At 67.4% G+C, this 20,084-nt stretch carries 16 protein-coding genes; 13 read left to right on the top strand and 3 right to left on the bottom strand.

Annotation, left to right across the window (positions count from 1 at the left end):
• Positions 1 to 150 precede the first annotated feature (150 nt).
• Positions 151 to 633 (top strand): DUF6993 domain-containing protein, encoded by a 483-nt coding sequence (locus KI794_RS06905; protein ID WP_119279357.1) that lies wholly within the window; start codon positions 151 to 153, stop codon positions 631 to 633.
• A 22-nt stretch (positions 634 to 655) separates the two neighbouring features.
• Here KI794_RS06905 and KI794_RS06910 read toward each other — a convergent pair whose 3' ends face one another.
• On the bottom strand, positions 656 to 1,483 hold the full coding sequence (locus KI794_RS06910; RefSeq protein WP_119279359.1) for an aminoglycoside 3'-phosphotransferase: 828 nt from the start codon (positions 1,481 to 1,483) through the stop codon (positions 656 to 658).
• Positions 1,484 to 1,626: 143 nt separating this feature from the next.
• Here KI794_RS06910 and ettA point away from each other — a divergent pair, with 143 nt between their 5' ends.
• Together ettA and KI794_RS06920 are read left to right on the top strand one after the other, a co-directional pair.
• On the top strand, positions 1,627 to 3,306 hold the full coding sequence (ettA, locus tag KI794_RS06915; protein ID WP_119279361.1) for an energy-dependent translational throttle protein EttA: 1,680 nt from the start codon (positions 1,627 to 1,629) through the stop codon (positions 3,304 to 3,306).
• A gap of 80 nt (positions 3,307 to 3,386) precedes the next feature.
• Positions 3,387 to 3,854, top strand: coding sequence for an acyl-CoA thioesterase (locus KI794_RS06920; RefSeq protein WP_119279363.1), 468 nt, complete (start codon positions 3,387 to 3,389; stop codon positions 3,852 to 3,854).
• Positions 3,855 to 3,920: 66 nt separating this feature from the next.
• Here the strand turns inward: KI794_RS06920 and KI794_RS06925 are convergent, their stop codons facing one another.
• Complete coding sequence (locus tag KI794_RS06925) at positions 3,921 to 4,817, bottom strand: acyl-CoA thioesterase (protein ID WP_255809595.1); 897 nt, start codon at positions 4,815 to 4,817, stop codon at positions 3,921 to 3,923.
• A gap of 81 nt (positions 4,818 to 4,898) precedes the next feature.
• Here KI794_RS06925 and KI794_RS06930 point away from each other — a divergent pair, with 81 nt between their 5' ends.
• The 4 genes from KI794_RS06930 (at position 4,899) to KI794_RS06945 (ending at position 9,267) form a co-directional block, all read left to right on the top strand.
• On the top strand, positions 4,899 to 5,561 hold the full coding sequence (locus KI794_RS06930; RefSeq protein WP_119279615.1) for a hypothetical protein: 663 nt from the start codon (positions 4,899 to 4,901) through the stop codon (positions 5,559 to 5,561).
• A 31-nt stretch (positions 5,562 to 5,592) separates the two neighbouring features.
• Complete coding sequence (gene rpoZ / locus KI794_RS06935) at positions 5,593 to 5,844, top strand: DNA-directed RNA polymerase subunit omega (protein WP_119279365.1); 252 nt, start codon at positions 5,593 to 5,595, stop codon at positions 5,842 to 5,844.
• 107 nt (positions 5,845 to 5,951) lie between these two features.
• Positions 5,952 to 7,136, top strand: coding sequence for a methionine adenosyltransferase (gene metK, locus KI794_RS06940; RefSeq protein ID WP_162920789.1), 1,185 nt, complete (start codon positions 5,952 to 5,954; stop codon positions 7,134 to 7,136).
• Positions 7,137 to 7,149: 13 nt separating this feature from the next.
• On the top strand, positions 7,150 to 9,267 hold the full coding sequence (locus KI794_RS06945) for a hypothetical protein (RefSeq protein WP_255809596.1): 2,118 nt from the start codon (positions 7,150 to 7,152) through the stop codon (positions 9,265 to 9,267).
• 223 nt (positions 9,268 to 9,490) lie between these two features.
• On the opposite strand, the gene trpB is transcribed toward KI794_RS06945, so the two are convergent.
• Positions 9,491 to 10,699, bottom strand: coding sequence for a tryptophan synthase subunit beta (gene trpB / locus KI794_RS06950; RefSeq protein WP_119279370.1), 1,209 nt, complete (start codon positions 10,697 to 10,699; stop codon positions 9,491 to 9,493).
• Positions 10,700 to 10,906: 207 nt separating this feature from the next.
• Between trpB and KI794_RS06955 the strand changes: the two genes are divergently transcribed.
• From KI794_RS06955 to KI794_RS06980, 6 genes are all read left to right on the top strand, one after another.
• A complete protein-coding gene (locus KI794_RS06955) occupies positions 10,907 to 12,454 on the top strand; it encodes an SWIM zinc finger family protein (RefSeq protein ID WP_255809597.1) in 1,548 nt (515 codons plus the stop codon).
• Positions 12,451 to 13,326, top strand: a complete 876-nt coding sequence (locus KI794_RS06960; protein ID WP_255809598.1) for a hypothetical protein — start codon at positions 12,451 to 12,453, stop codon at positions 13,324 to 13,326. Before KI794_RS06955 ends, KI794_RS06960 begins: the two co-directional genes overlap by 4 nt.
• A complete protein-coding gene (locus KI794_RS06965; RefSeq protein WP_255809599.1) occupies positions 13,293 to 15,974 on the top strand; it encodes a hypothetical protein in 2,682 nt (893 codons plus the stop codon). The genes KI794_RS06960 and KI794_RS06965 overlap by 34 nt, the downstream gene beginning before the upstream one ends.
• 49 nt (positions 15,975 to 16,023) lie before the next feature.
• The gene (locus tag KI794_RS06970; protein ID WP_119279374.1) at positions 16,024 to 16,974 is read left to right on the top strand and encodes a methionyl-tRNA formyltransferase; all 951 of its coding nucleotides are present in this window, start codon (positions 16,024 to 16,026) and stop codon (positions 16,972 to 16,974) included.
• Positions 16,971 to 18,497, top strand: coding sequence for an RsmB/NOP family class I SAM-dependent RNA methyltransferase (locus KI794_RS06975; protein WP_255809600.1), 1,527 nt, complete (start codon positions 16,971 to 16,973; stop codon positions 18,495 to 18,497). Before KI794_RS06970 ends, KI794_RS06975 begins: the two co-directional genes overlap by 4 nt.
• A 99-nt stretch (positions 18,498 to 18,596) precedes the next feature.
• Entirely contained in the window at positions 18,597 to 20,084 is a 1,488-nt protein-coding gene (locus KI794_RS06980) for an MFS transporter (RefSeq protein WP_255809601.1), read from the top strand.

Genomic DNA, 20,084 nt, shown 5'->3' on the forward strand with positions numbered 1-20,084 from the left:
GTTTCTAGCCTGGCGCTCGGTGACACGGCCCTCGACCAAGTACGTCGGCCTGTGGACAATCAACCGGGTTAACGACGAATCGGGCACCTGTGGGCGAAGCTCACAGCATTGCTGAGGCTCACACCCTGCGGCGCCCCGTAGACTTGGCGCATGGTTGTGAAACGAGCTCGTCGCGCTGCGGCAACTGTTTTGGGCGCTGCGGCGCTCATGCTTGCCCTCAGCTCGTGCTCATTGCTCGAAGGTCCGACGCCCGTGACGCCCGAGCGTCCGCCTGTCGAGGTGCCCGCTGAGCCCGCTGTGTTTGTCCCGGGGGGTTCCTCCGAGGAGAACCTGCCGTTCTTCAGCCAGGTGCTCCGCGAGTATGCGGCAGGCGAGCAGGCCGTGCAGGGGCAGCCAATCGTGGACGCTCTTGCGGCCGGTGGTTTTGAGAAGCAAACGATGCAGGTCTCGTTTGACGCGTCCAAGACGGGCCTCGCAGCCGACAGCATCTACGTCTCGGTTCGCACAGGCGAGACCTGCCTGATCGGGCAGATCTCCGCGGAGGAACGCGACGCCACGGCGGAGGTCGTCGACGCTGTTGGGCCAGAAAAGAACGTGTGCCTCATCGGGCAGACGCGTCCGATCGACTGGTAGCCGCCGTGCGCGCCACTGGCGACTATCCGACGTCCCAGAGCAGCCGATAGAAGTCGATTCGATCCTGATCGGGGTCGATGCCGTACCCCTCGTACACGAGGTGATCGAACCCCTGACCGTGGTTCCAGTCGATACTCCATGCGGCGACCGCAAGATCCGCCCAGCGATCCGCGACGCCGAGTGAGCCGAGATCAACGTGCGCTGCGAAGCGCCCGGTCGAGTCGAGCAGCGTGTTCGGCGCGCACGCGTCGCCATGGCACACGACGAGTCGATCAGGGTCAGGCGGGTCCAGCAGGATCCTTCTGGCCGTTTCGACAGTGAGATCCCGATAGTTGCGATGCCAGTCGCCCGGACTCTCGCCCGAGGCGATGCGCTCCTCGAACCGTGAAACCCGGCCCGCGATGCCCCATTCGAACGGGCACTCGGCGACGGGGAGAGTGTCGTGCAACACTCGCAGCCCGGCGCCGATCGCCAGAGCGGCGGTCGCTGGCTCCGCGATCCACTGCGGAGCCACTGCCGAGGCGCCCGGGAGCGCGCGCGTGATGAGCCAGTCTCCATCGCTGTCGGAGCCATGACTCACTACCTCGGGCACAGTGGCACCGCCCGCCAGCGCCCACGCGAGCCGCGTCGCCTCGTCGGAGAGATTGAGTTCGGGAGTGCCAGCCGGGACCCACTTCACGTAGCTCGCGCCACCGCTACCTGGGGCGCCGTGGTCTCGAAACGTGAGCCCACCAAGCTCGTTGACCCAGACGGGGACGAGATGACGGCCGCCGGTGAGCTCGCGTACGCGCTCGGGTACAGGGACCGGTCCCGTCGGGATCTCGGCGACGGGTTCAGGTGCGTCACTCATACACACGAGTCTACGGAGCGGGCATCGTTGCCGTCCGGTCGCATGAACCTGAGTCGCCGCGTGCCGAGAACGGGTAGAGTAGTCCGCGATAGATTCCACCTCGTGAAGCAGGGAGTTCGGAGCGCACGCGCTTTTGAAAATATATGGCTGAATACATCTACCAAATGGTTCGCGCCCGCAAGGCAGTCGGCGAGAAGCTGATTCTTGATGACGTGACGATGTCGTTCCTTCCGGGCGCCAAGATCGGCATGGTCGGCCCGAACGGCGCCGGTAAGTCGACGATCCTGAAAATCATGGCGGGCCTCGATACCCCGTCCAACGGCGACGCCGCGCTGACCCCCGGCTACACCGTCGGCATCCTCATGCAGGAGCCCGAGCTCGACGAGACCAAGACGGTCCTCGAGAACATCGAGAGCGGTATCGCGATCAAGGGCAAGCTCGACCGGTTCAACGAGATCTCGGCACTCATGGCCGAGCCCGACGCTGACTTCGACGCGCTGCTCGCCGAGATGGGCACGCTGCAGGAAGAGATCGACGCCGCAGACGGCTGGGATCTCGATAACCAGCTCGCGCAGGCGATGGATGCGTTGCGCACCCCGCCAGGCGACGCCGAGATTGGCCCGCTTTCTGGCGGTGAGAAGCGCCGTGTTGCGCTCACCAAGCTGCTGCTCCAGAAGCCCGACCTGCTGCTCCTCGACGAGCCGACCAACCACCTTGACGCCGAGAGCGTGCTGTGGCTTGAGCAGCACCTGCAGAAGTACCCGGGAGCGGTCATCGCGATCACCCACGATAGGTACTTCCTCGACAATGTCGCGGAGTGGATCGCCGAGGTAGACCGCGGCCGCCTCATCGGGTACGAGGGCAACTACTCGACCTACCTGGAGAAGAAGCACGAGCGCCTCGAGGTCCAGGGAAAGAAGGATCAGAAGCTCGCGAAGCGCCTGAAGGATGAGCTCGAGTGGGTCCGCTCGAACACGAAGGGCCGCCAGGCGAAGTCGAAGGCGCGTCTCGCGCGCTACGAAGAGATGGCGAACGAGGCCGAGCGTACCAAGAAGCTCGACTTCGAGGAGATCCAGATTCCCGCAGGCCCGCGCCTCGGCAACCTCGTTATCGAGGCAAAGGACCTCAAGAAGTCGTTCGGCGATCGCACGCTCATCGACGGCCTCTCGTTTAGCCTGCCCCCGAACGGCATCGTCGGTGTCATCGGCCCGAACGGCGTCGGCAAGACGACCCTGTTCAAGACGATCGTCGGCTTGGAGCCGCTCGATGGCGGCGAACTGCGCATCGGCGAGACTGTGAAGATCAGCTATGTTGACCAGAACCGCGCAAACATCGACGCAGACAAGACGCTCTGGGAGGTCGTGAGCGAGGGCCTCGACATCATCACCGTCGGCAAGACTGAGATCCCGTCGCGCGCGTATGTGTCGAAGTTCGGGTTCAAGGGACCGGATCAGCAGAAGAAGGCCGGCGTGCTGTCGGGCGGAGAGCGCAACCGGCTGAACCTCGCGCTCACGCTGAAGCAGGGCGGCAACCTCCTGCTCCTCGATGAGCCGACGAACGACCTTGACGTCGAGACGCTGCAGTCGCTCGAAAACGCGCTGCTCGAGTTCCCAGGCTGCGCCGTCGTCATCACCCACGATCGCTGGTTCCTCGACCGCATCGCGACGCACATTCTCGCGTACGAGGGCACCGACGAGAACCCGGCTGACTGGCACTGGTTCGAGGGGAACTTCGAAGCCTACGAGGCGAACAAGATCGAGCGCCTTGGTGCGGACGCTGCGAAGCCGTCGCGTAGCCATTACCGCAAGCTCACCCGCGATTAGCGAATGATCGAGTGCCCGCAGGCGTGTCCTGCGGGCACTCGTATTTTGTCACCCAGAGGTTTCCGCGAAAGGATCGCACAATGGCCCGAGCCCACGTCACCCTGCAGCTTCGCTGGGGCGATCAAGACGCCTATGGGCACATCAACAACGTCGTGTTTGCCCGACTGCTTGAAGAGGCGCGCGTGCGCGTGCTGTGGCTCGGCGCGGCGACCGAACCCACCGGGCTTGAGGAGCATTTCCAGTCGAATATCGCAGGCGGGCCGAAGATGCTCGTTGCGAGCCAGTCGATCGAGTTTCTCAGCGTGCTCGAGTACTCGGAGCAGCCAGTCACTGTCGAGCTTTGGGTCGGCAAACTTGGTGGTTCGCACCTCGAGATCCATTGTGAGATTGTCGACGGAGCTGCGGCTGAGCGCTCAGTCGTCGCGCGCGCGATCACCGTCGCGGTGATGGTCGACGGCGAGACGCTGAGGCCGGCACGTCTGAGCGCCGAGGGCCGCACGGCCGTCCGAGAATGGATGGACGAGCCGCTCATGCTCGGGCGTGGCTAACGGAACATCGCTCGCGGACAACCGCTCCCAGGCCGTGGCTTGGGAAGCGTCGGTCGCGGGCCGTGGCTAACGGGGGAGTCGAATCATCGACTCCTGCGAGACGCTCGCGACAAGCGCGCCAGAGCGGTCGTAGAAGCGGCCATGCGCGAGTCCGCGGCCGCTCTGTGCGGTGGGCGACTCGAGCGTGTACAGCAGCCACTCGTCAACGCGGAAGGGTCTGTGAAACCACATGCTGTGGTCGAGGCTTGCCGCGCTCATCCCTGGCGTCGCCCAGGGAATGCCATGGCGCCGCGCGACCGGCTCGAGAAGGAGGTAGTCGGACGCGAACGCGAGCGCGGCTGAGTGCAGCGCCTGACCGCCGTCAAGCGGCTCGCGGCTCTTCAGCCATACCGCCTGATTGCTACGCGGCTCGCCCGCGTCGACCAAGATGTCGCCCTCGACGTGGCGGAAATCAAACGGCCTGTTGAGTACCCACGAATTGCGCCGCTCTCCGGTGAGATGGCCGTACTTGTCCCATACCGAGGGAAGCGACTCTGGCTGCGCGATTGCCGCGGTGTCGAGGCCGTCCTGATGGTCGAGCCCCTCCTCGGGCCCCTGGTACGAGGCGATGAGCGACATCAGTACGGCGCCATCCTGGTAGGCCTGGGCGCGCCTGGTCGAGAAGGACCTGCCGTCGTGAAGTCTTGCGATCTCGAACGTCATTGGGGTGTGGCTGTCGCCGGGGCGCACGAAGTAGCCGTGCATCGAGTGAATCTCGCGGCCCTCTGGAGCGGTGAGGCCTGCTGCCATGAGCGCCTGTCCGAGCACCTGGCCGCCGAATGCGCGGCCGTGGGGAGTCGGCATCGCAGGCCCCGTGAAGATGTCGTAGTGGGTGCGCGCCTCGGTGTTGGCGAGCGCGAGCATCTCAGCAAGGTTGGGGGCGGGAACCTCGTCGCCGTGCATAGTCTTCGCCGCGTCAGTCATAGGCATCAGTCTATGTCGCGGCTGCGCTAGCGGGTGAAAGCTCGCGGCTCGCATCAATCTTGCGGCGATAGGCTGATGCTGATGACCGAACAGACTTTCACTCTTGGCCTCGCAGACAAGCCAACACGAGACGACTTGCAGAACTACCTCTCCCGCCTCGCCCGGCTCGGGGAGGCCGAGGTTCGGCTGCAGACCCGTGGCAGCGCTCTCGCAGTGTACGGCTGCACACAGGCGCCGGTGGGGATCATGGACGAGTCGCCAGTCGTGCTCGTCATGCGCGCCTTCCCGTTGGCTGCCGCCCCGGCTGCGCCGATCGACACTGTCGTGGAGGTGCGTGCGCTCACAGATAGGCTTGCGCGTGCCGCATCCGGGCTCGATCTTGCGCTTCCCGACATGACAGTTGCTGCGGCGTGGGCCGGAGTACTTCCCCCAATCGCGGGTTGGGAGGCCCGTGGTGAAATGGACGCGGGGTCTCTCGCTGTCGTCGCTGCTGAGGGCATGGCGCGCGTCGCCGAAAACGTACCGGCCGATGCCGGCGATCCTGTTGTGCAGAAGGTTCGTCGGGCAGTTTGGGGCAGTGAAATCGCTCCCGGGATCCCTGCGGCGGCCGCGTTCGCGGCCGAAGGTCTCGGCTTCCTATCGGGCATTGATCGCCTGACGATTTCGGGTACTCGAGCCTGGACGAGGCTGAGCAGTCGTAACGGGCACGTCATCTTGCGCCGCGGCGTCGGCCTCATGGGCTAGAATAGACGGGTCTATCTAGAGGAGTTAATTCATGGCTAATGTCAACGGCATCATCGACCCACCGATCGACGATCTGCTCGACAAGGTGGACTCGAAGTACGCTCTGGTCGTCTTCGCTGCTCAGCGCGCGCGCCAGATCAACGACTACTACACTGATCTGCACGACGGGAACCTGTTCGATAACGTCGGTCCCCTTGTAGATTCGTCGGTGGATGACAAGCCGCTGTCGATCGCGCTGCACGAGATCGTCGAGGGCAAGCTGCAGATGACGCCGAAGGCGTAACTGCTCACTCTGTCGGTGGCGCCGGATACCCTCTAGGTACCGGCGCCACAGCCATTCTGGGGCCATACGTTTCGGCCCATTTCATCACTATTCGAGGAGCATCCGTGCTGCGTCAGTTCACGTCCGAGTCCGTCACCGAGGGGCACCCCGACAAGATTTGCGATCGCATTTCTGACTCGATCCTTGACGCGATGCTTGAGCAAGATTCGGGGGCGCGCGTCGCCGTCGAGACGCTCGTGACGACTGGGCTCGTACACGTCGCCGGCGAGGTGTCCACGAGTGGCTATGTCGAGATCCCGCAGATCGTGCGTGACGCGATCCGTGAGATTGGGTACACGAGCTCGGAGATGGGCTTTGACGCCTCGTCGTGCGGCGTGTCGGTGTCGATCGGGCAGCAGTCGCCAGACATCGCGGGTGGCGTGGACGTGTCGCTTGAGGCGCGCGAAGCCGGCGACGATGACGCGCTGAGCGCGCAGGGCGCAGGCGACCAGGGCATCATGTTTGGCTTCGCGACCGACGAGACCCCCGAGCTGCACCCGCTGCCGAGCTGGATCTCGCACCGCCTCGCTGAGCGACTGACTGAGGTGCGCAAGAGCGGCATCATCCCCGAGCTTCGCCCTGATGGGAAGACCCAGGTCACTATCGGCTACGACGGCGACCGTCCCGCGTCGATCGAGGCAGTCGTTGTATCGACCCAGCACGCGGCGAGCCTCTCGACCCCCGCGCTGCGCGAGGTTGTGGCCCGCGAGGTCATCAACCCTGTGCTCGACAAGGTCGACCTGCCGCGCGCCGGCGCAGAGTTCTTTATCAACCCGGCGGGCCCCTTCGTGGTGGGCGGCCCGATGGGTGATGCGGGTCTCACAGGCCGCAAGATCATCATCGATACCTACGGTGGCGCGAGCCGGCACGGCGGCGGCGCGTTCAGCGGCAAAGATCCTTCGAAGGTCGACCGCTCGGCAGCCTACGCGATGCGCTGGGTCGCGAAGCACGTCGTGCGCGCGGGCCTCGCTCGACGGGCCGAGTTGCAGGTCGCCTACGCGATCGGACGCGCGCATCCGGTCGGCCTGTATGTCGAGACCTTTGGCACAGAGATCGTTCCGACAGCCGTCATCGAGACCGCCGTGCGCGAGGTGTTCGACCTGCGCCCCCTCGCGATCATCCGCGATCTCGAACTGTTGCGCCCGATCTACGCACAGACGAGCGCCTACGGACATTTCGGTCGCGAGCTGCCCGACTTCACCTGGGAAGCGACGCCGCGCGTCGCCGAGCTGCGCGCAGCCGCAGGGCTCTAGTTGAGGCGGCGGCGTGTCGGCCGGTGAGCTGAGCGACGTCTCCGCAGCTGCGGGGTCTGGCAAGCGAGCTGAGGCGGCCGCTCCCGCGGAGCCAGTGGTTCCCGCGACCTCGTGCAGCTGTCTCGACGCCGAACGGCCGAACGGTCGGGCCGTCGCCGAGGTGCTCCTCGATTCGGCGCTGCCGCAACTCGACCACCTGTTCGACTACGCGATCCCAGAGGGGCTCGCAGGCGAACTTCGTGTCGGCCAGCGCGTTCGGGTGCCGTTTCGCAATCAACAGCGCAAGGCGTTTGGGTACGTCATTGGGTTCGCCGAATCGAGCAGCTTCGGTGGTGAACTCTCGCCAATCGCCGATATCGTGAGCCCTGTCCCGCAGCTCACACCAGAGATTTGGCGGCTCGCGCGCGCAGTGGCCGACCGCGCCGGCGGTTCTGCCGGCGACATCCTTCGTCTCGCAATTCCAGGCAGACAGGTGCGCGTCGAGAAGCAGCACCTCGCCGCGGCGGAGTCTCAGCCTGAGAGGCCCGACGGCGCGCCTGCCGGAGATCTCGATGCCGATTCCGCTGGTATCGCGGCTCGCCTCGTTGTTGGGGAGCGGCTCGCGCTCACCGCGAATCACTCACCAGAGCGGCTGTCGACAGGCGAGTGGGTCGGGGCATGGGCGATCCGGCTCGCGCAGGTCGCGATGTCGGTCCACGCCGCGGGCAAGAGTGCGATCGTTGTGCTTCCCGACTACCGCGATCAGGATCAGGTGCAGAGCGCCCTCGCCGCCCTCGGCGCCGAGGGCGTACTCAGGGTTGACGCGAGGCAATCAAACGCGGAGCGCTACGCAAGCTTTCTGCAGGCGCTCGACTCGGCGCCGCGAATTATTGTCGGGAATCGTTCTGCTGTGTACGCCCCGGCGCACGATCTTGGGGCGATCCTGATGTGGGACGACGGCGATCCCGTGCTCGCCGAGCCGCTCGCACCATATGTGCATGCCCGCGACGCGGCGCTTGTGCGCGCCGAGCAGTCGGGCGCCGGGCTCTTCTTCGCCGCGCACGCTCGCAGCGCTGAGGTCGAGCGGTTGGCCCTCATCGGATACGTGCAGGATCAGGTGAACCCGCCCAGGCGTACCCGCGTGATTCACGCCGACCAGTCGATCGCGCCAGACGCGTTCGCAGGGCGTGTGCCTGACTTCGCGGCGAAGACTATCAGGGAGGGGCTGCGCACCGGCCCCGTACTCGTGCAGGTCGCGACGCCAGGATATGCGCCAGTCTCGGTGTGCGGCGACTGCGGTGACCTTGCCCGCTGCACCGGGTGCGGTGGCCCGATCGGGTTTCGCACGGCAGGCACCGCCGCGTGCCGCTGGTGCGGACAGCACGCGGGGGGCTGGGCGTGCTCTGGCTGCGGCGGGAACCGGCTCGCGGAACGCGGCATGGGGTCGGCGCGCACTGTCGAGCAGTTCGAACGGCAGTTCCGCGGATTTCGCGTGCTGCTCTCCGACGGCGACCACCCCCGCGAGCGTGTGGACGCGAGACCGGCGATAGTCGTCGCGACTCGCGGAGCTGAACCGCTCGCGGCTGGCGGCTACCGGGCGGTCGTGCTGCTCGATGCCGAGCGGCTGCTGAGCCTCGAGAACCTCCGGGCCGGCGAAGACTGCCTGCGATGGTGGGAGAACGCGGCCGCGCTCGCTGCTCCTGACGGGGTGTGTCTGATGGCATCAGGGGGAGGCCCCGTGGTGCAGGCGTTCGTCACCGGGCGGCTCGACGAGTGGCTGCACAGCGAGCTTCGCGACAGGCAGGCGCTGAGGTATCCACCCGCAGTCCGCGTTGCGAGTGTGACAGGCGGTTCCGCCCAGGTCGACCGTGCGATCGCGGCGCTCCGCACTCCCGACATGCTGGCGGGTGTCGAGGTGCTCGGGCCGACGCCCGTATCAGCATCCGACCCAGCTGCACGCGGCGCTGGGCTCGTACGCGCCATTGTGCGGTTCGAGTATGCACGCGGCAGCGACGTCGCGAAACGGCTGCGCGGCGCGCTCGTCGCCGACGCGGCTGGCGCGTCGTCACGGCAGAAGGGTCGGGCTCCAGGGCGGGCCGTCCCAGAGGCGCTCAGGCTGCGATTCGATGACCGCGGGGTGTTCGATGGGTGAAGCCGGTGAATCCCGCAAAGTCGGGAGCTGCTGGCCGGGCCCTGCCGACCTCAGCTGACCCGAGCTGACCGCTGCCGTTCCCTGCTGTCTCTGCCGCTATGCCCGGGAACGCCAAGACACACGATCCTCGTGAGAACACATGTCAAACTGCTCGGTGAGCGTGTGTTCTCGCGAGGATCGTGTGTTCGCGGGCCACTGGGAAGCCGTGGCCTGGCCGACCGTGCTACTGCGCGAGGCGCTCGGCGACGAAATCGACATCCTTGTCGCCGCGGCCCGAGAGGTTCACGATGATCACGGCGTCCGAGGGCAGCGTCGGCGCGAGCTTCACCGCGTGTGCGACGGCGTGTGACGACTCGAGCGCGGGGATGATGCCCTCGGTGCGAGTCAGCAGCTGGAACGCGTCGAGGGTCTCGGCGTCGGTGGCGGTGACGTACTCGACGCGGCCGAGCTGCTCGAGCCTGGCGTGCTGCGGGCCAACGCCCGGGTAATCGATGCCCGAAGCAATTGAGTGAACTGCCGAGGGCTCGCCGTTTGCGTCCTGCAGCACCTTCGTGTGCATGCCGTGCAGCATGCCGGGGGTACCGAGCGTCATGGTTGCTGCGTGGCGGGTGCCTTCGAGACCCTCACCGGCTGGCTCGACGCCGATGATGCGCACGCTCTCATCCTCGAGGAACGCGTCGAAGAGCCCCATCGCGTTGGATCCTCCGCCGACAGCTGCGATGAGGTAGTCGGGGAGCTTCCCCTCCGCTTCAAGCATCTGCGCGCGGGCCTCGCGGCCAACCACTGACTGGAAGTCACGCACCATCGACGGGTAAGGGTGGGGCCCGACGACCGAGCCGATCGCGAAGAAGTACTCGTCGGGGTTCGCTGCGTAGACGCCGAACGCTGAGTCGACTGCCTCTTTGAGTGTCTTGCCGCCCTCCTCGACCGAGACGACCTTTGCGCCGAGCAGTTCCATGCGTACGACGTTCGGGTGCTGTTTGGCGACGTCGATGGCCCCCATGTGAATCTCGCACTCGAGCCCCACGAGCGCCGCGGCCGTGGCGAGCGCAACACCGTGCTGGCCGGCACCGGTCTCTGCGATGACCTTCGTCTTTCCCATGCGCTTTGCGAGCAGCGCCTCGCCGAGGCAGTGGTTGATCTTGTGCGCCCCAGTGTGGTTGAGGTCTTCGCGCTTAAGGTACACCTTGGCGCCGCCGAGCTTTGCGGTGAGGTTCTCAGCGAAGTACAGCAGCGAGGGCCGGCCGACGTACTTCGAGAGTAGCGACTGGTACTCCTCTTGGAACGCGGGGTCAGCGCTCGCCTTCGCGTATTCGCGTGCGACCTCGGCGATGGGCTCGACGAGGAACGGCGGCAGCGGCGCGCCCCCGAACTCGCCAAAGAAGCCGTGCTCGTCGGCGCGGTAGGGGGAAGCAGTGGTGGTCTGAGTCATGAGTGGAGATCCTTCGTGGTCACTGAGTGGTGGTCTGAACGCCACTCGTGAGACAAAAAACACCGCCTCAGAGAGGCGGTGTCGAGGTGCATGCAGATGCGTGAAGAGTGACCGCCCTAGGCGGCCCACCACTGAATCACGATCTGCATGTGGCGAGTTTAGCACCAGCCGCGCGCGTGTGTCACCCGTGGTCGCTAGCATCGAGATATGACGATGCAGCATGCGACGGCTCAGGCAGCCCCGCGGGCGTTCGGCATGCTGACAGGGGCGTCGCCTGACGGGCTCGTGCTCGGACTCGCTCCCGCCCTCACCAGGCACGGAATCGACGGTTCGCCGAGTTTCTTCTCCGGCTTTGCGACGGAGCCGCTGGTGCTTGCCCGGGGACTGCTCGCGCTCGCCGACATCACTTCGACCCGCTACTTCAACTACGTGCCGACAACGATGCGCGACCCCGTACTCACCGCACAGGGCGACAGGCTTCGGGCCGAGTGCTTCTCGGCCTGCAACAGCGTGTACGCGAGGCTCGACTTGCTCGGCACAGGTTTTGACGGCGGAGACATTGCGCACGGCACGACGAACGTCGACCTGGGGCGGCAATCGCGTGCGGTGCTGACGGGGGTGCGGCGCGCCGAGCTCCTGCACCTCGATGTCGGGGTCGGCGGTGCGGTGCTCGCCACACCGAACGCGCACGCCACGGAGCGCCCGGTAAACATGCCGGGCCGGTGGGTGCGGGCGTTCGGCAACGTTGCCGAGCTCCACAGCCGCATGGTCCCGCTCGCGAAGCTCACTGCGTCGGAGGCGCGCGCCTTCGTCGCGGCGGTTCCGCCAGCGACGGCGAATGGGAGAACGGCGTGGATCGTTCCCGCGACGGCGGGTGTCAGGATCACGTCGCGGCCGGTGGCAGGGGCGGTCGCGGTTCCGGGGCTGCACCGCTTGAGCGCGGCGAAGCGCCTCCTCCCACACCTCCGGGGCGCGACAGTGCACGGCGCGCCGCACACGGAGACTGGCTCGGTCGCCGTCGTACTCGAGCTCCCGCACGCGCGACTCACACTCGGGCTAACCGCTCAGGCGTGGCGCGGGCACTCGGGGGAGGGCGCGCTTCTCGCGGCGCTTGCGAGTGACGACGTCGTGGCCGACGCGGAGCGTGTTTCCGCGTTACTTGCGTTCGAACCCGTCCTCGATGCCGCAAGGCTTGCCAGCGCGGCAGGGCTCACGCGTGCCCGCGCGGACGGGGCCATCGCGGTCCTTGCCGCCTCGGGGCGTGTCGGATGGGATCTCGAAGGTGGCGCTCACTTCCACAGGGAGCTTCCCGATGACCCGGCGCGTGTCGAACGCGACGGCCCCCGCCTCGCCGCGGCACGGGCGCTCGTCGCTGCGGGACGAGTGATGCCGCTCCCCGGCGAAGGGAGCTCGAGCGGACCGCGGAGCTGGATCGTGCGAGGCGGGAGCGCTGGTGGTGACGGTGGTGGTGGCGGCGGAGGTGCTGGTGGCGGCCGTGGCGTTCGACCGGCAGGCGGGCCTGGCGGCGACGCCATTGTGCGCGTCGGGGACGGCGGGAAGCTTGACTGCGGTTGCGCGTGGGGCCTGAATCACGGGAACGGACGCGGCCCGTGTAAGCACGCGCTCGCCGTCGAGATCACCCGCGCCCGCGCATCCCAGGGCGATCGCCCGGTCACGCCGGCCGCATCTTCCACTCGGACACAGACATCGATACATACGTCGACCCAGGCATCGACGGAGAAGGAGCAGGCGTGAGCGCCTCCGTAGCATTGAACGACTCACTCGCGGTCTACCGCGCGCTCGGCTGGGCTGACCACACCCCAGGCCTGGCGCCAGAAGCGATCCTCGCGCTGCCGCTCGGCACTCCCGAGCAGCAGCGCACCGCGTTGGCGGGGCTCAAAGCTGGCGAGTGGGGATCATTCGAGGCTCTCGACGCCGCGAGCTACGGGTGGCGCAGCTGGCTCGGTGACGGCGTGCACGCCGGCATGCTCGCCCTGTTCGCAATCCGCGTCGGCGTCGCCGCCAAGCGCGCCGTCGCGATCGCTCCAGCGAGCGGGGCAATCAGTGACGAGGTTCTCGCCGCTGTCGTCGCCGCCCGGGGAGTGGAGTATGCCCGGAGCTTCGTGACTCACGCGTCGGCGCGCGGAGGCAGGCTGTGGATCGATGCGACCTCGCGGTTGGCGGGCGCCACCGTCCGCCTGGTGCATGACCTCGCACTCCCGGTGCCCGAGCACGTCGACTACCTACGCGACTGGGCCGTCTACGCTCTCGGCGCGCCGGCAAATGACGGCTGGCTGCAGCCGCGCGACCGCGGCAATATTTCGGGCGAGTCGCTCGGCCCACGCTTTCGCGAGCACGCAGAGACAGCGGTCGCGCTCGGGCTGAGCGTCACTGGGCCGTTCGGCGGACTGCTCCCGGCTGCGCTTGAGCGCGGCTGGCTCGACACCGACACCGCGCTCGATCTTGCACTTGCGGGTCTCGACGCTGCCCAACGGCCCGCGACCGGAAAGTCTGGGCCGCCTTCCTCACCGAGCACCTCGGGCTCACTAGCGAGGCGCGCCGGACAGACCTCCTCAACCGTGCCGACGCGCTCGTGTCAGCAATCGCGACGGGAGACGCCCCACTAGTTGAGGCGTTCGGCCCGGCGCTCATCGCACACGGCGATGACAACACGCTCCTTGAGGTGCTGCAGCTCGGGCTCGGAGTGAAATCGAAGAAGGCGCGGCGCGCGCTGCTCGCCGCTGCCACCGGACGACAAGCCCCGAGCGCCGGTGTCGCCGCGGACGTCGCAGTGCTCATCGAACCGCTGAAGATAGGCAACGACGTCCCGCTCGCTCGCGCTGCGAGACGGTTGCTCGACGCCTGGGGAATCGCCTCGGGGCCGGGTGGCGCCGTCGCAGACGCGTCGGCATCATCGAACACCGCGCAGACGGAAGCCCGCGGCCGCTGGGACGCGACTCCGCCCCTTTGGCAGGTGCCGCTGTTCTCGCTCGCACTGGGTGAAGCAGGGGGTGGGGCAAGCGGACCCGCAGGAGGTGCCGCGCTCGCCACCGCGGGCACTGAGGCGCTCGCCGTCGCGGACACTGACGCGCTCATTGCTGCCGTCACCGCGGCGGCCGCCGAACTCACCGGACGGCCCGAAGGCGGTGCGGTCGACCCAACCGCCGAGCGCGTCCTCGCACTGGCGAATGAGCTGGCGCGGAGAGACACTGGCCTCGCGCGAACTGCGCTTCGGGGTGTGCGGCAACACTGGGTTCCTGGGCTGCGGTGCATCGCCCAGTGGGTTGCTGGCGAGCAGCTCACAGCGCTCGACCGGCCTGCTCGCCCGGACTTTCCTGGCTCGAAGCCGACGATCTTCGGCCCGTCACCCGCCCGTGATGCGGCGGTGACCAAGCGCCTCGGCGAGGTTCCAGTGCTGCTCTCGACGCCGACGTGGGACGACATGGGCCTCTCAATCGATGAGCTCGTCGCGAGGCTGCGGGTGTACGCCGACGAGCGCGCGACAGCGAGCGAGGCCGACCTGCTACTCGCGCTGCTCCGTGTCGACGCCACGACCGTGACGCTCACGCACCGCGACGCGCTCAGCGAGCTCGACGTCGCCATCGTCGGACAGGACGGGGCTACGCTCCCGGTCCGCGCAGGCGCGGTCGCCTGTGCCTATCTCGCGCACCCGCTCACCGAGCCAGAAGTGGAGCTCGACCCCCAGCGGCACTGGTGGGCGCCGACAGGTCTCGAACAGCCGCCTGCGCTCGCTGCATTCCCCACCCGGCTGAAGGCAGACACCTACCGGAGCGATATCGAGGTTGGGGTGCTGCCCGCAGGCGGGGACTGGGCGTCCCTGACAACCGGGGATACTGATAGCTCAGCCCTTGGCCTCGTGCTGCGACAGCTCGTACGGAGGCGCACACCGCTCACTCCCGGGCAAGCGGTGAACCTCATTGGGGCCCAGCGCGGCCTTCACGAACGCGCCGTCGCCGACGGGGTTCTCGCGATCCGCGAGGGCTGGGAGCGCGGGCTCTTGATTCCCGGGGTCGCCGACGTGCGCAAGCTTGGCTGGACCGACACTCCAACGAAGCTCGCCGCACTCGCGAGCGCGTGTCTCGATCTCGCCGATGAGGGAATGCTCGCAGTCGTGTGGCCGCTGCTTGATGACCTCGTCGCGCTGTCACTCGCAGCCCCTAGGCGTCTCGCTGGAACGGCAGAGATAGTGGAAGCCGTCGGAGAGCTGCTGCCGGCAGTGATCTCAGCGGTCGAGGTAGGTGTTGCTACAGGCACCGCGCTCGAGATCGCCGGCGTTAGGGCGCTCGCCGCAGCCGGCGGGTCGTCGCGCGCAGTGCAGCTTGCCCGATCAGTGGTGGAGAGGCTCGCGGAGGTGGCGCCGACGCTTCCCGAAGCTCCGAGGGCAACAGTGCTCAACCCCGCGACACACGTCCCTGCAACGTTGACAGAGGCCGAGTTCGCAGTGTTCTGGCCCGCTGACGTTGAAGCGCAGCCCGTTATCGATGACGGCGCATCTATCAAGGCGACCTGGCAAGACCCAGCGGCCTCGACACGGCTGTTAGAGATCGAACTCGAGTTCGCCCCCGAACGCCTCGCAGACCCGACCGACGGCCCCCGCCGGTTTCGCACCCGGACTGCGTGGTTCTACGACATCGAGGAAGAGGGCCAGTGTGGCATGACCGAGATCCTCTCGGACGCCGATGACGTTCGGCACGACTCCCGTGCATGGCTGCGGTGGGACCCCGCGGCGCGGGCGGTACGGGTGGCTGAGCACCGCAACTGGCGTGACGGCAACGCGGGCCCGCTCGGGCGGGGGGAAGCTGTGCCACCTATTACGGTCGGTATGGTCGCGGTGCTGCTCAGTGGGATGAGCCACGACAACGGCAGCGGCTACCACGTGCTTGCCGCGGTGCGCGCCGGGCTCGTCGGCGCTGACTCCGTGCGGCTCGCGGTCGGGCGGCTGCTCGAGAGCCCAGATTTCACCCCCGTGAAGCTCGCAGGAATGATCGAGTCCGAGCCGGACACGCTGCGCGCGCTCTGGCCTGCGCTGACCGAGTCCGTTCGCGTTGCGGCCGAACAGTCGGCCCCGCCGAAGTGGCTGAACCGTGTGCTTGACGCCGCGCTCGTGCGGGCACCCGTACTCGTCGAGGCTCGGAGGCGAGGACTCATTGCCGGCGACGCTTCGGCGTGGCCCGGGCTCGCCGACATCGCGGCGCGCAAGGGCTCGCAAGCCGCCCTGCGGAAGGCGCGAATGCTGCTTGACGCTCTCGGGTGACGCCAGCCGTGCGTGCGTCGTCTCGTCTGCGGGGTGAGAGAATAGCCTGATGCGTATCGTGTTTGCCGGAACCCCGGAGTTCGCCGTCCCCAGCCTGCGAGCCTTGGTCGAGGCCGGCCACGATGTCGTCGGCGTTGTCACGCGTGAAGACGCCCCGCTTGGGCGTAAACGGGTACTCACGCCGTCACCAGTCGCCCAGGCGGCTGCAGAACTCGGGATCGAAGCGCTCAAGGCGAACCGACTCGGCGACGAGGCCACCGCTTGGGTCGCTGAGCGCGCGCCCGATCTCGGTGTCATCGTCGCCTACGGCGGACTCATCCGCGAGCCGCTCCTGTCGAGCCCCGCTCACGGCTGGATCAATCTGCACTTCTCGGATCTCCCGCGCTGGCGCGGAGCCGCTCCAGTGCAGCGGGCGCTCATGGCGGGAGAGCAGGAGCTGGGCGTCACTGTGTTCAGACTTGTCGCTGCGCTCGATGCCGGGGACGTGCTCACTCGCGACTCGACGACGTTTGCGCCTGGCACCTCTGCGGGCGCGGCGCTCACCGAGCTCTCTGTCTCGGGCACAGGCGCGCTGCTGCGTGCCGTCGAGCTGCTCGCCACGGAACCGGGGGCGGGGGAGCCGCAGACCGGGGAAGACACCTACGCGCACAAGCTCTCCCGCGAGGACGGGCTCATTTCGTTTGGCTCGGGGGTGACTTCAGAAGCCGCGCTCGCGCACTGGGCTGGCGTGACGCCCGAGCCGGGCGCCTACGCGCTCATCGGTGGCGAACCGATCAAGCTCACCGAATTGCGCCCGCTCGATTCCGGCCTCTCGGCGGCGCTGCCGACTGACCTCGCGCCGGGCGAGGCGCGCATCGTTTCAAAGCGTGCAGTTATTGGCTGTGCGAGCGGGCAGTCTGCTGCCGGGCTTGAGCTTGTGCGCGTGCAGCCCGCGGGAAAACCTGCGATGGACGGTGCCGCCTGGTTGCGCGGCCGTGACGGAAAGGCGGACCTCGCGTGAGCGACAAGCATTCACACAGTGGGCGCGGCCGCAACTCGGCTCAGGGTGGCGCTCGCGGACGCGGCGGCAAGCGTCAGAGCCGGCCGCGAATTTCGGGCGCCAGGATCGTCGCCTACGACGTGCTGCGTGACGTCGTCGAACGCGACGCGTACGCGAATCTTTCGCTTGCCTCTCGGATTCGTGACGCGAGGCTCGACGGACGCGATGCGGCCCTCGCAACCGAACTCGCTGCGGGGACGCTCCGCTCGCTTGGCAGGCTCGACCGCATCATCGAGCTCGCGGCCGATCGGCCGACCGAAGACATCGACTCCCGCACCCTGAACGTGCTCAGGATCGGCGCGCACCAGCTGCTCGCCATGCGCACGGCGGCTCACGCCGCGGTCCACGAAAGCGTCGAGTTGCAGCGCCTCGTCGGCAACGAGCGGGCAGCCGGGTTCGTGAATGGTGTGCTCAGGGAGATCGGGCGGTCAACGAACGAGGAGTGGGATGCGCGCATTTCTGACACCGCGAAGAACGCCGACGACGCTCTCGCGGTCCGCACGTCGCACCCCGCCTGGGTCGTGCGTGCCCTCCGCGACGCGCTCCGTGCGGAGGGGAGCGAGACCGAGCTCGACGCGTTGCTCGACGCCGACAATGCCTCACCGCGTGTAAACCTTGCCCTGCTTGAGGGCGCTGGTATCACCGCTGAGGAACTCGCGCTTGTCGAACCAGATGCTGTCGATGCAGTCGGCCCATCGCCTATCGGCCTTGAGCTCACCGGCGGCGATCCCGGCCGTGCAATCGCGGGCGCCGAAGAGCGCGCCGCGATCCCTGCTGGGCTGCTGCGCGTGCAAGATCAGGGCTCCCAGCTCGCCGCGCTCGCGCTCGTGCGCGCGACGCCGGTTGCCGAGGGTGAGCGTTGGCTCGACCTGTGCGCGGGACCTGGCGGTAAGACTGCCATCCTCGGCGCCGAAGCAGTTGTCGAGGGCGCCACGGTACGCGCGAACGAGGTGTCCGATCACCGGGCTGATCTTGTGCGGAACTCGGTTGACGGCATCTCGGCGCTTTCGCCCGGGACCGTGAAGGTCGTGAGCCATGACGGCCGCGACGAGGAGGCATTCGGGTGCGGCCGTGACGGGCACGAGCAGTACGACAGGATCCTCGTCGACGCGCCATGCTCCGGTCTTGGAGCGCTTCGCCGCCGGCCTGAAGCGCGCTGGCGGAAACAGCCGAGCGACCTGCCCGAGCTCACAGCGCTGCAGAGCGAGCTCATCGATGCGGCGGTCGCGCACCTGAAGCCGGGCGGCGTGCTCGCCTACGTGACGTGCTCACCGCACCTCGCGGAGACGCGCGTCGGCGTCGATCGTGCGCTCAAGCGCCACCCGCAGCTCCGGGAGCTCGATGCAAAGGCGGCCGTGCGGGCTGCCGCGCGCGAGGACTCGCGGCCCGAGCTTGCGGGTGAGCATCTCAGTGCACAGCTGTGGCCGCACCGCCACGACACCGACGCGATGTTCGTCTCGTTGCTCACCCGCGACGCAGAGTAGCGGGAGGCCCCGCCGCCACCGCTCCGCGCGCCTGGGAGTTACGCCCGCGTGCGGGATGAGGCTCTTTCGTTTCATCGATGCGACGCATACTCTTGGCCTATGAATGAGTCGGGTGCGATGGAGCCCCGCCACCCTGACGCGGCGCGCGGGGCCGCAGGAGCGCCCGCGGCTGTCCCCAGTGGCGTGGCCGGGCAAGCTCCGAGGACAGGCCCGGAGACAGGCCCGGGGGAGGTGCCGCCAGCTGGGGGCCGAACCTTCGCCCACGTCCTCGTGAACACCGCGGTTGCGAGCCTGACGACGAACTTCCTGTGGTTCGCCATCGTGTTCTGGGTGTACTTGGAAACCCGGAGCATTCTGGCCACCGGGGTGCTCGGCGCCGTCTACATGATTCTGCTTGCCGGTTGCTCAATGTGGTTCGGCTCGCTCGTCGACAGGATGCGCAAACACCGCGTCATGCTGCTGAGCGCCTGGGCGACGCTCGTCTCCTTCGTCATCGGGTGCGCACTCTTCTTTGCGGTGCCCAGTGACACGCTGCTCCGCCTCGACGCCCCCTGGTTCTGGCTGTTCACACTTGTCGTTCTCGCGGGCTGCGTCGTCGAACTCATGCGGAACCTTGCGCTTGCGACGACCGTAACGCTCCTTGTTCCCGTCGAACGCCACGCGAATGCGAACGGGCTCGTCGGCACCGTCCAGGGACTCGCGTTCATCGCGACGAGCGTGCTCAGCGGACTCTCAGTCGGCCTCCTCGGTATGGGGGCGACGATCCTGCTCGCCACGCTCTTCGTCGCGGTTCCGCTCGTGCACCTGCATCTACTGCGGATTCCCGAGCCAGTCGTCGCCCGAGACCCAGACCGCGCTGCCGTCGATTTCCGCGGCGGCATGGCCGCAATGCGTGCAGTGCCTGGACTCTTCGCGCTCGTGCTATTCAGTACGTTCAACAACCTCGGCAGCGGAGCGTTCATGGCGCTCCTCGACCCGTATGGGCTCACGATGTTTCAGGTCGAGATCTGGGGCCTCGTCTTCGGCCTTGCATCGACGGGCTTCATCGTCGGCGGCCTCGTCGTTGCCAAGTGGGGGCTTGGGCCAAACCCGATTCGCACCATGCTTGTGCTCGTCGGGATCCTCGGATTCGTAGGAATCGCCTTCACCCTCCGCGAGTGGCCCTGGCTGTTCATCGCGGGAATCTGGGTGTTCATGGCGCTCATGCCAGCGGTCGAGGCGGCCGAACAGACTGTCATCCAGCGCGTCGTGCCGTTCGAGAAGCAGGGGCGCGTCTTCGGGCTGGCGATGACGTTTGAGGCGGCGGCTGCGCCAATCACCGCGCTGATAGTCGCGCCGATCGCCGAGTTCTGGGTCGTGCCGTTCATGCGTGGCGAGACCGGTCAGCGCGATTGGGGATGGTTACTCGGGCAGGGCGACAGCCGGGGGATCGCGCTCATCTTCGTCTGCACGGGACTTGGAATGATCTTGCTCGCGTGTGCGGCATTCTTCACTCGTTCCTACCGCACACTGTCGCGCGTCTTCGCCGAACAGCCCAGCTCCGGACAGGCGACGCGGCACGGCGCGGCAGAGTCCGCCGTAGACTAG

It is taken from the genome of Leucobacter aridicollis (genome assembly GCF_024399335.1).
GTDB classification, from domain to species: domain Bacteria; phylum Actinomycetota; class Actinomycetes; order Actinomycetales; family Microbacteriaceae; genus Leucobacter; species Leucobacter aridicollis_A.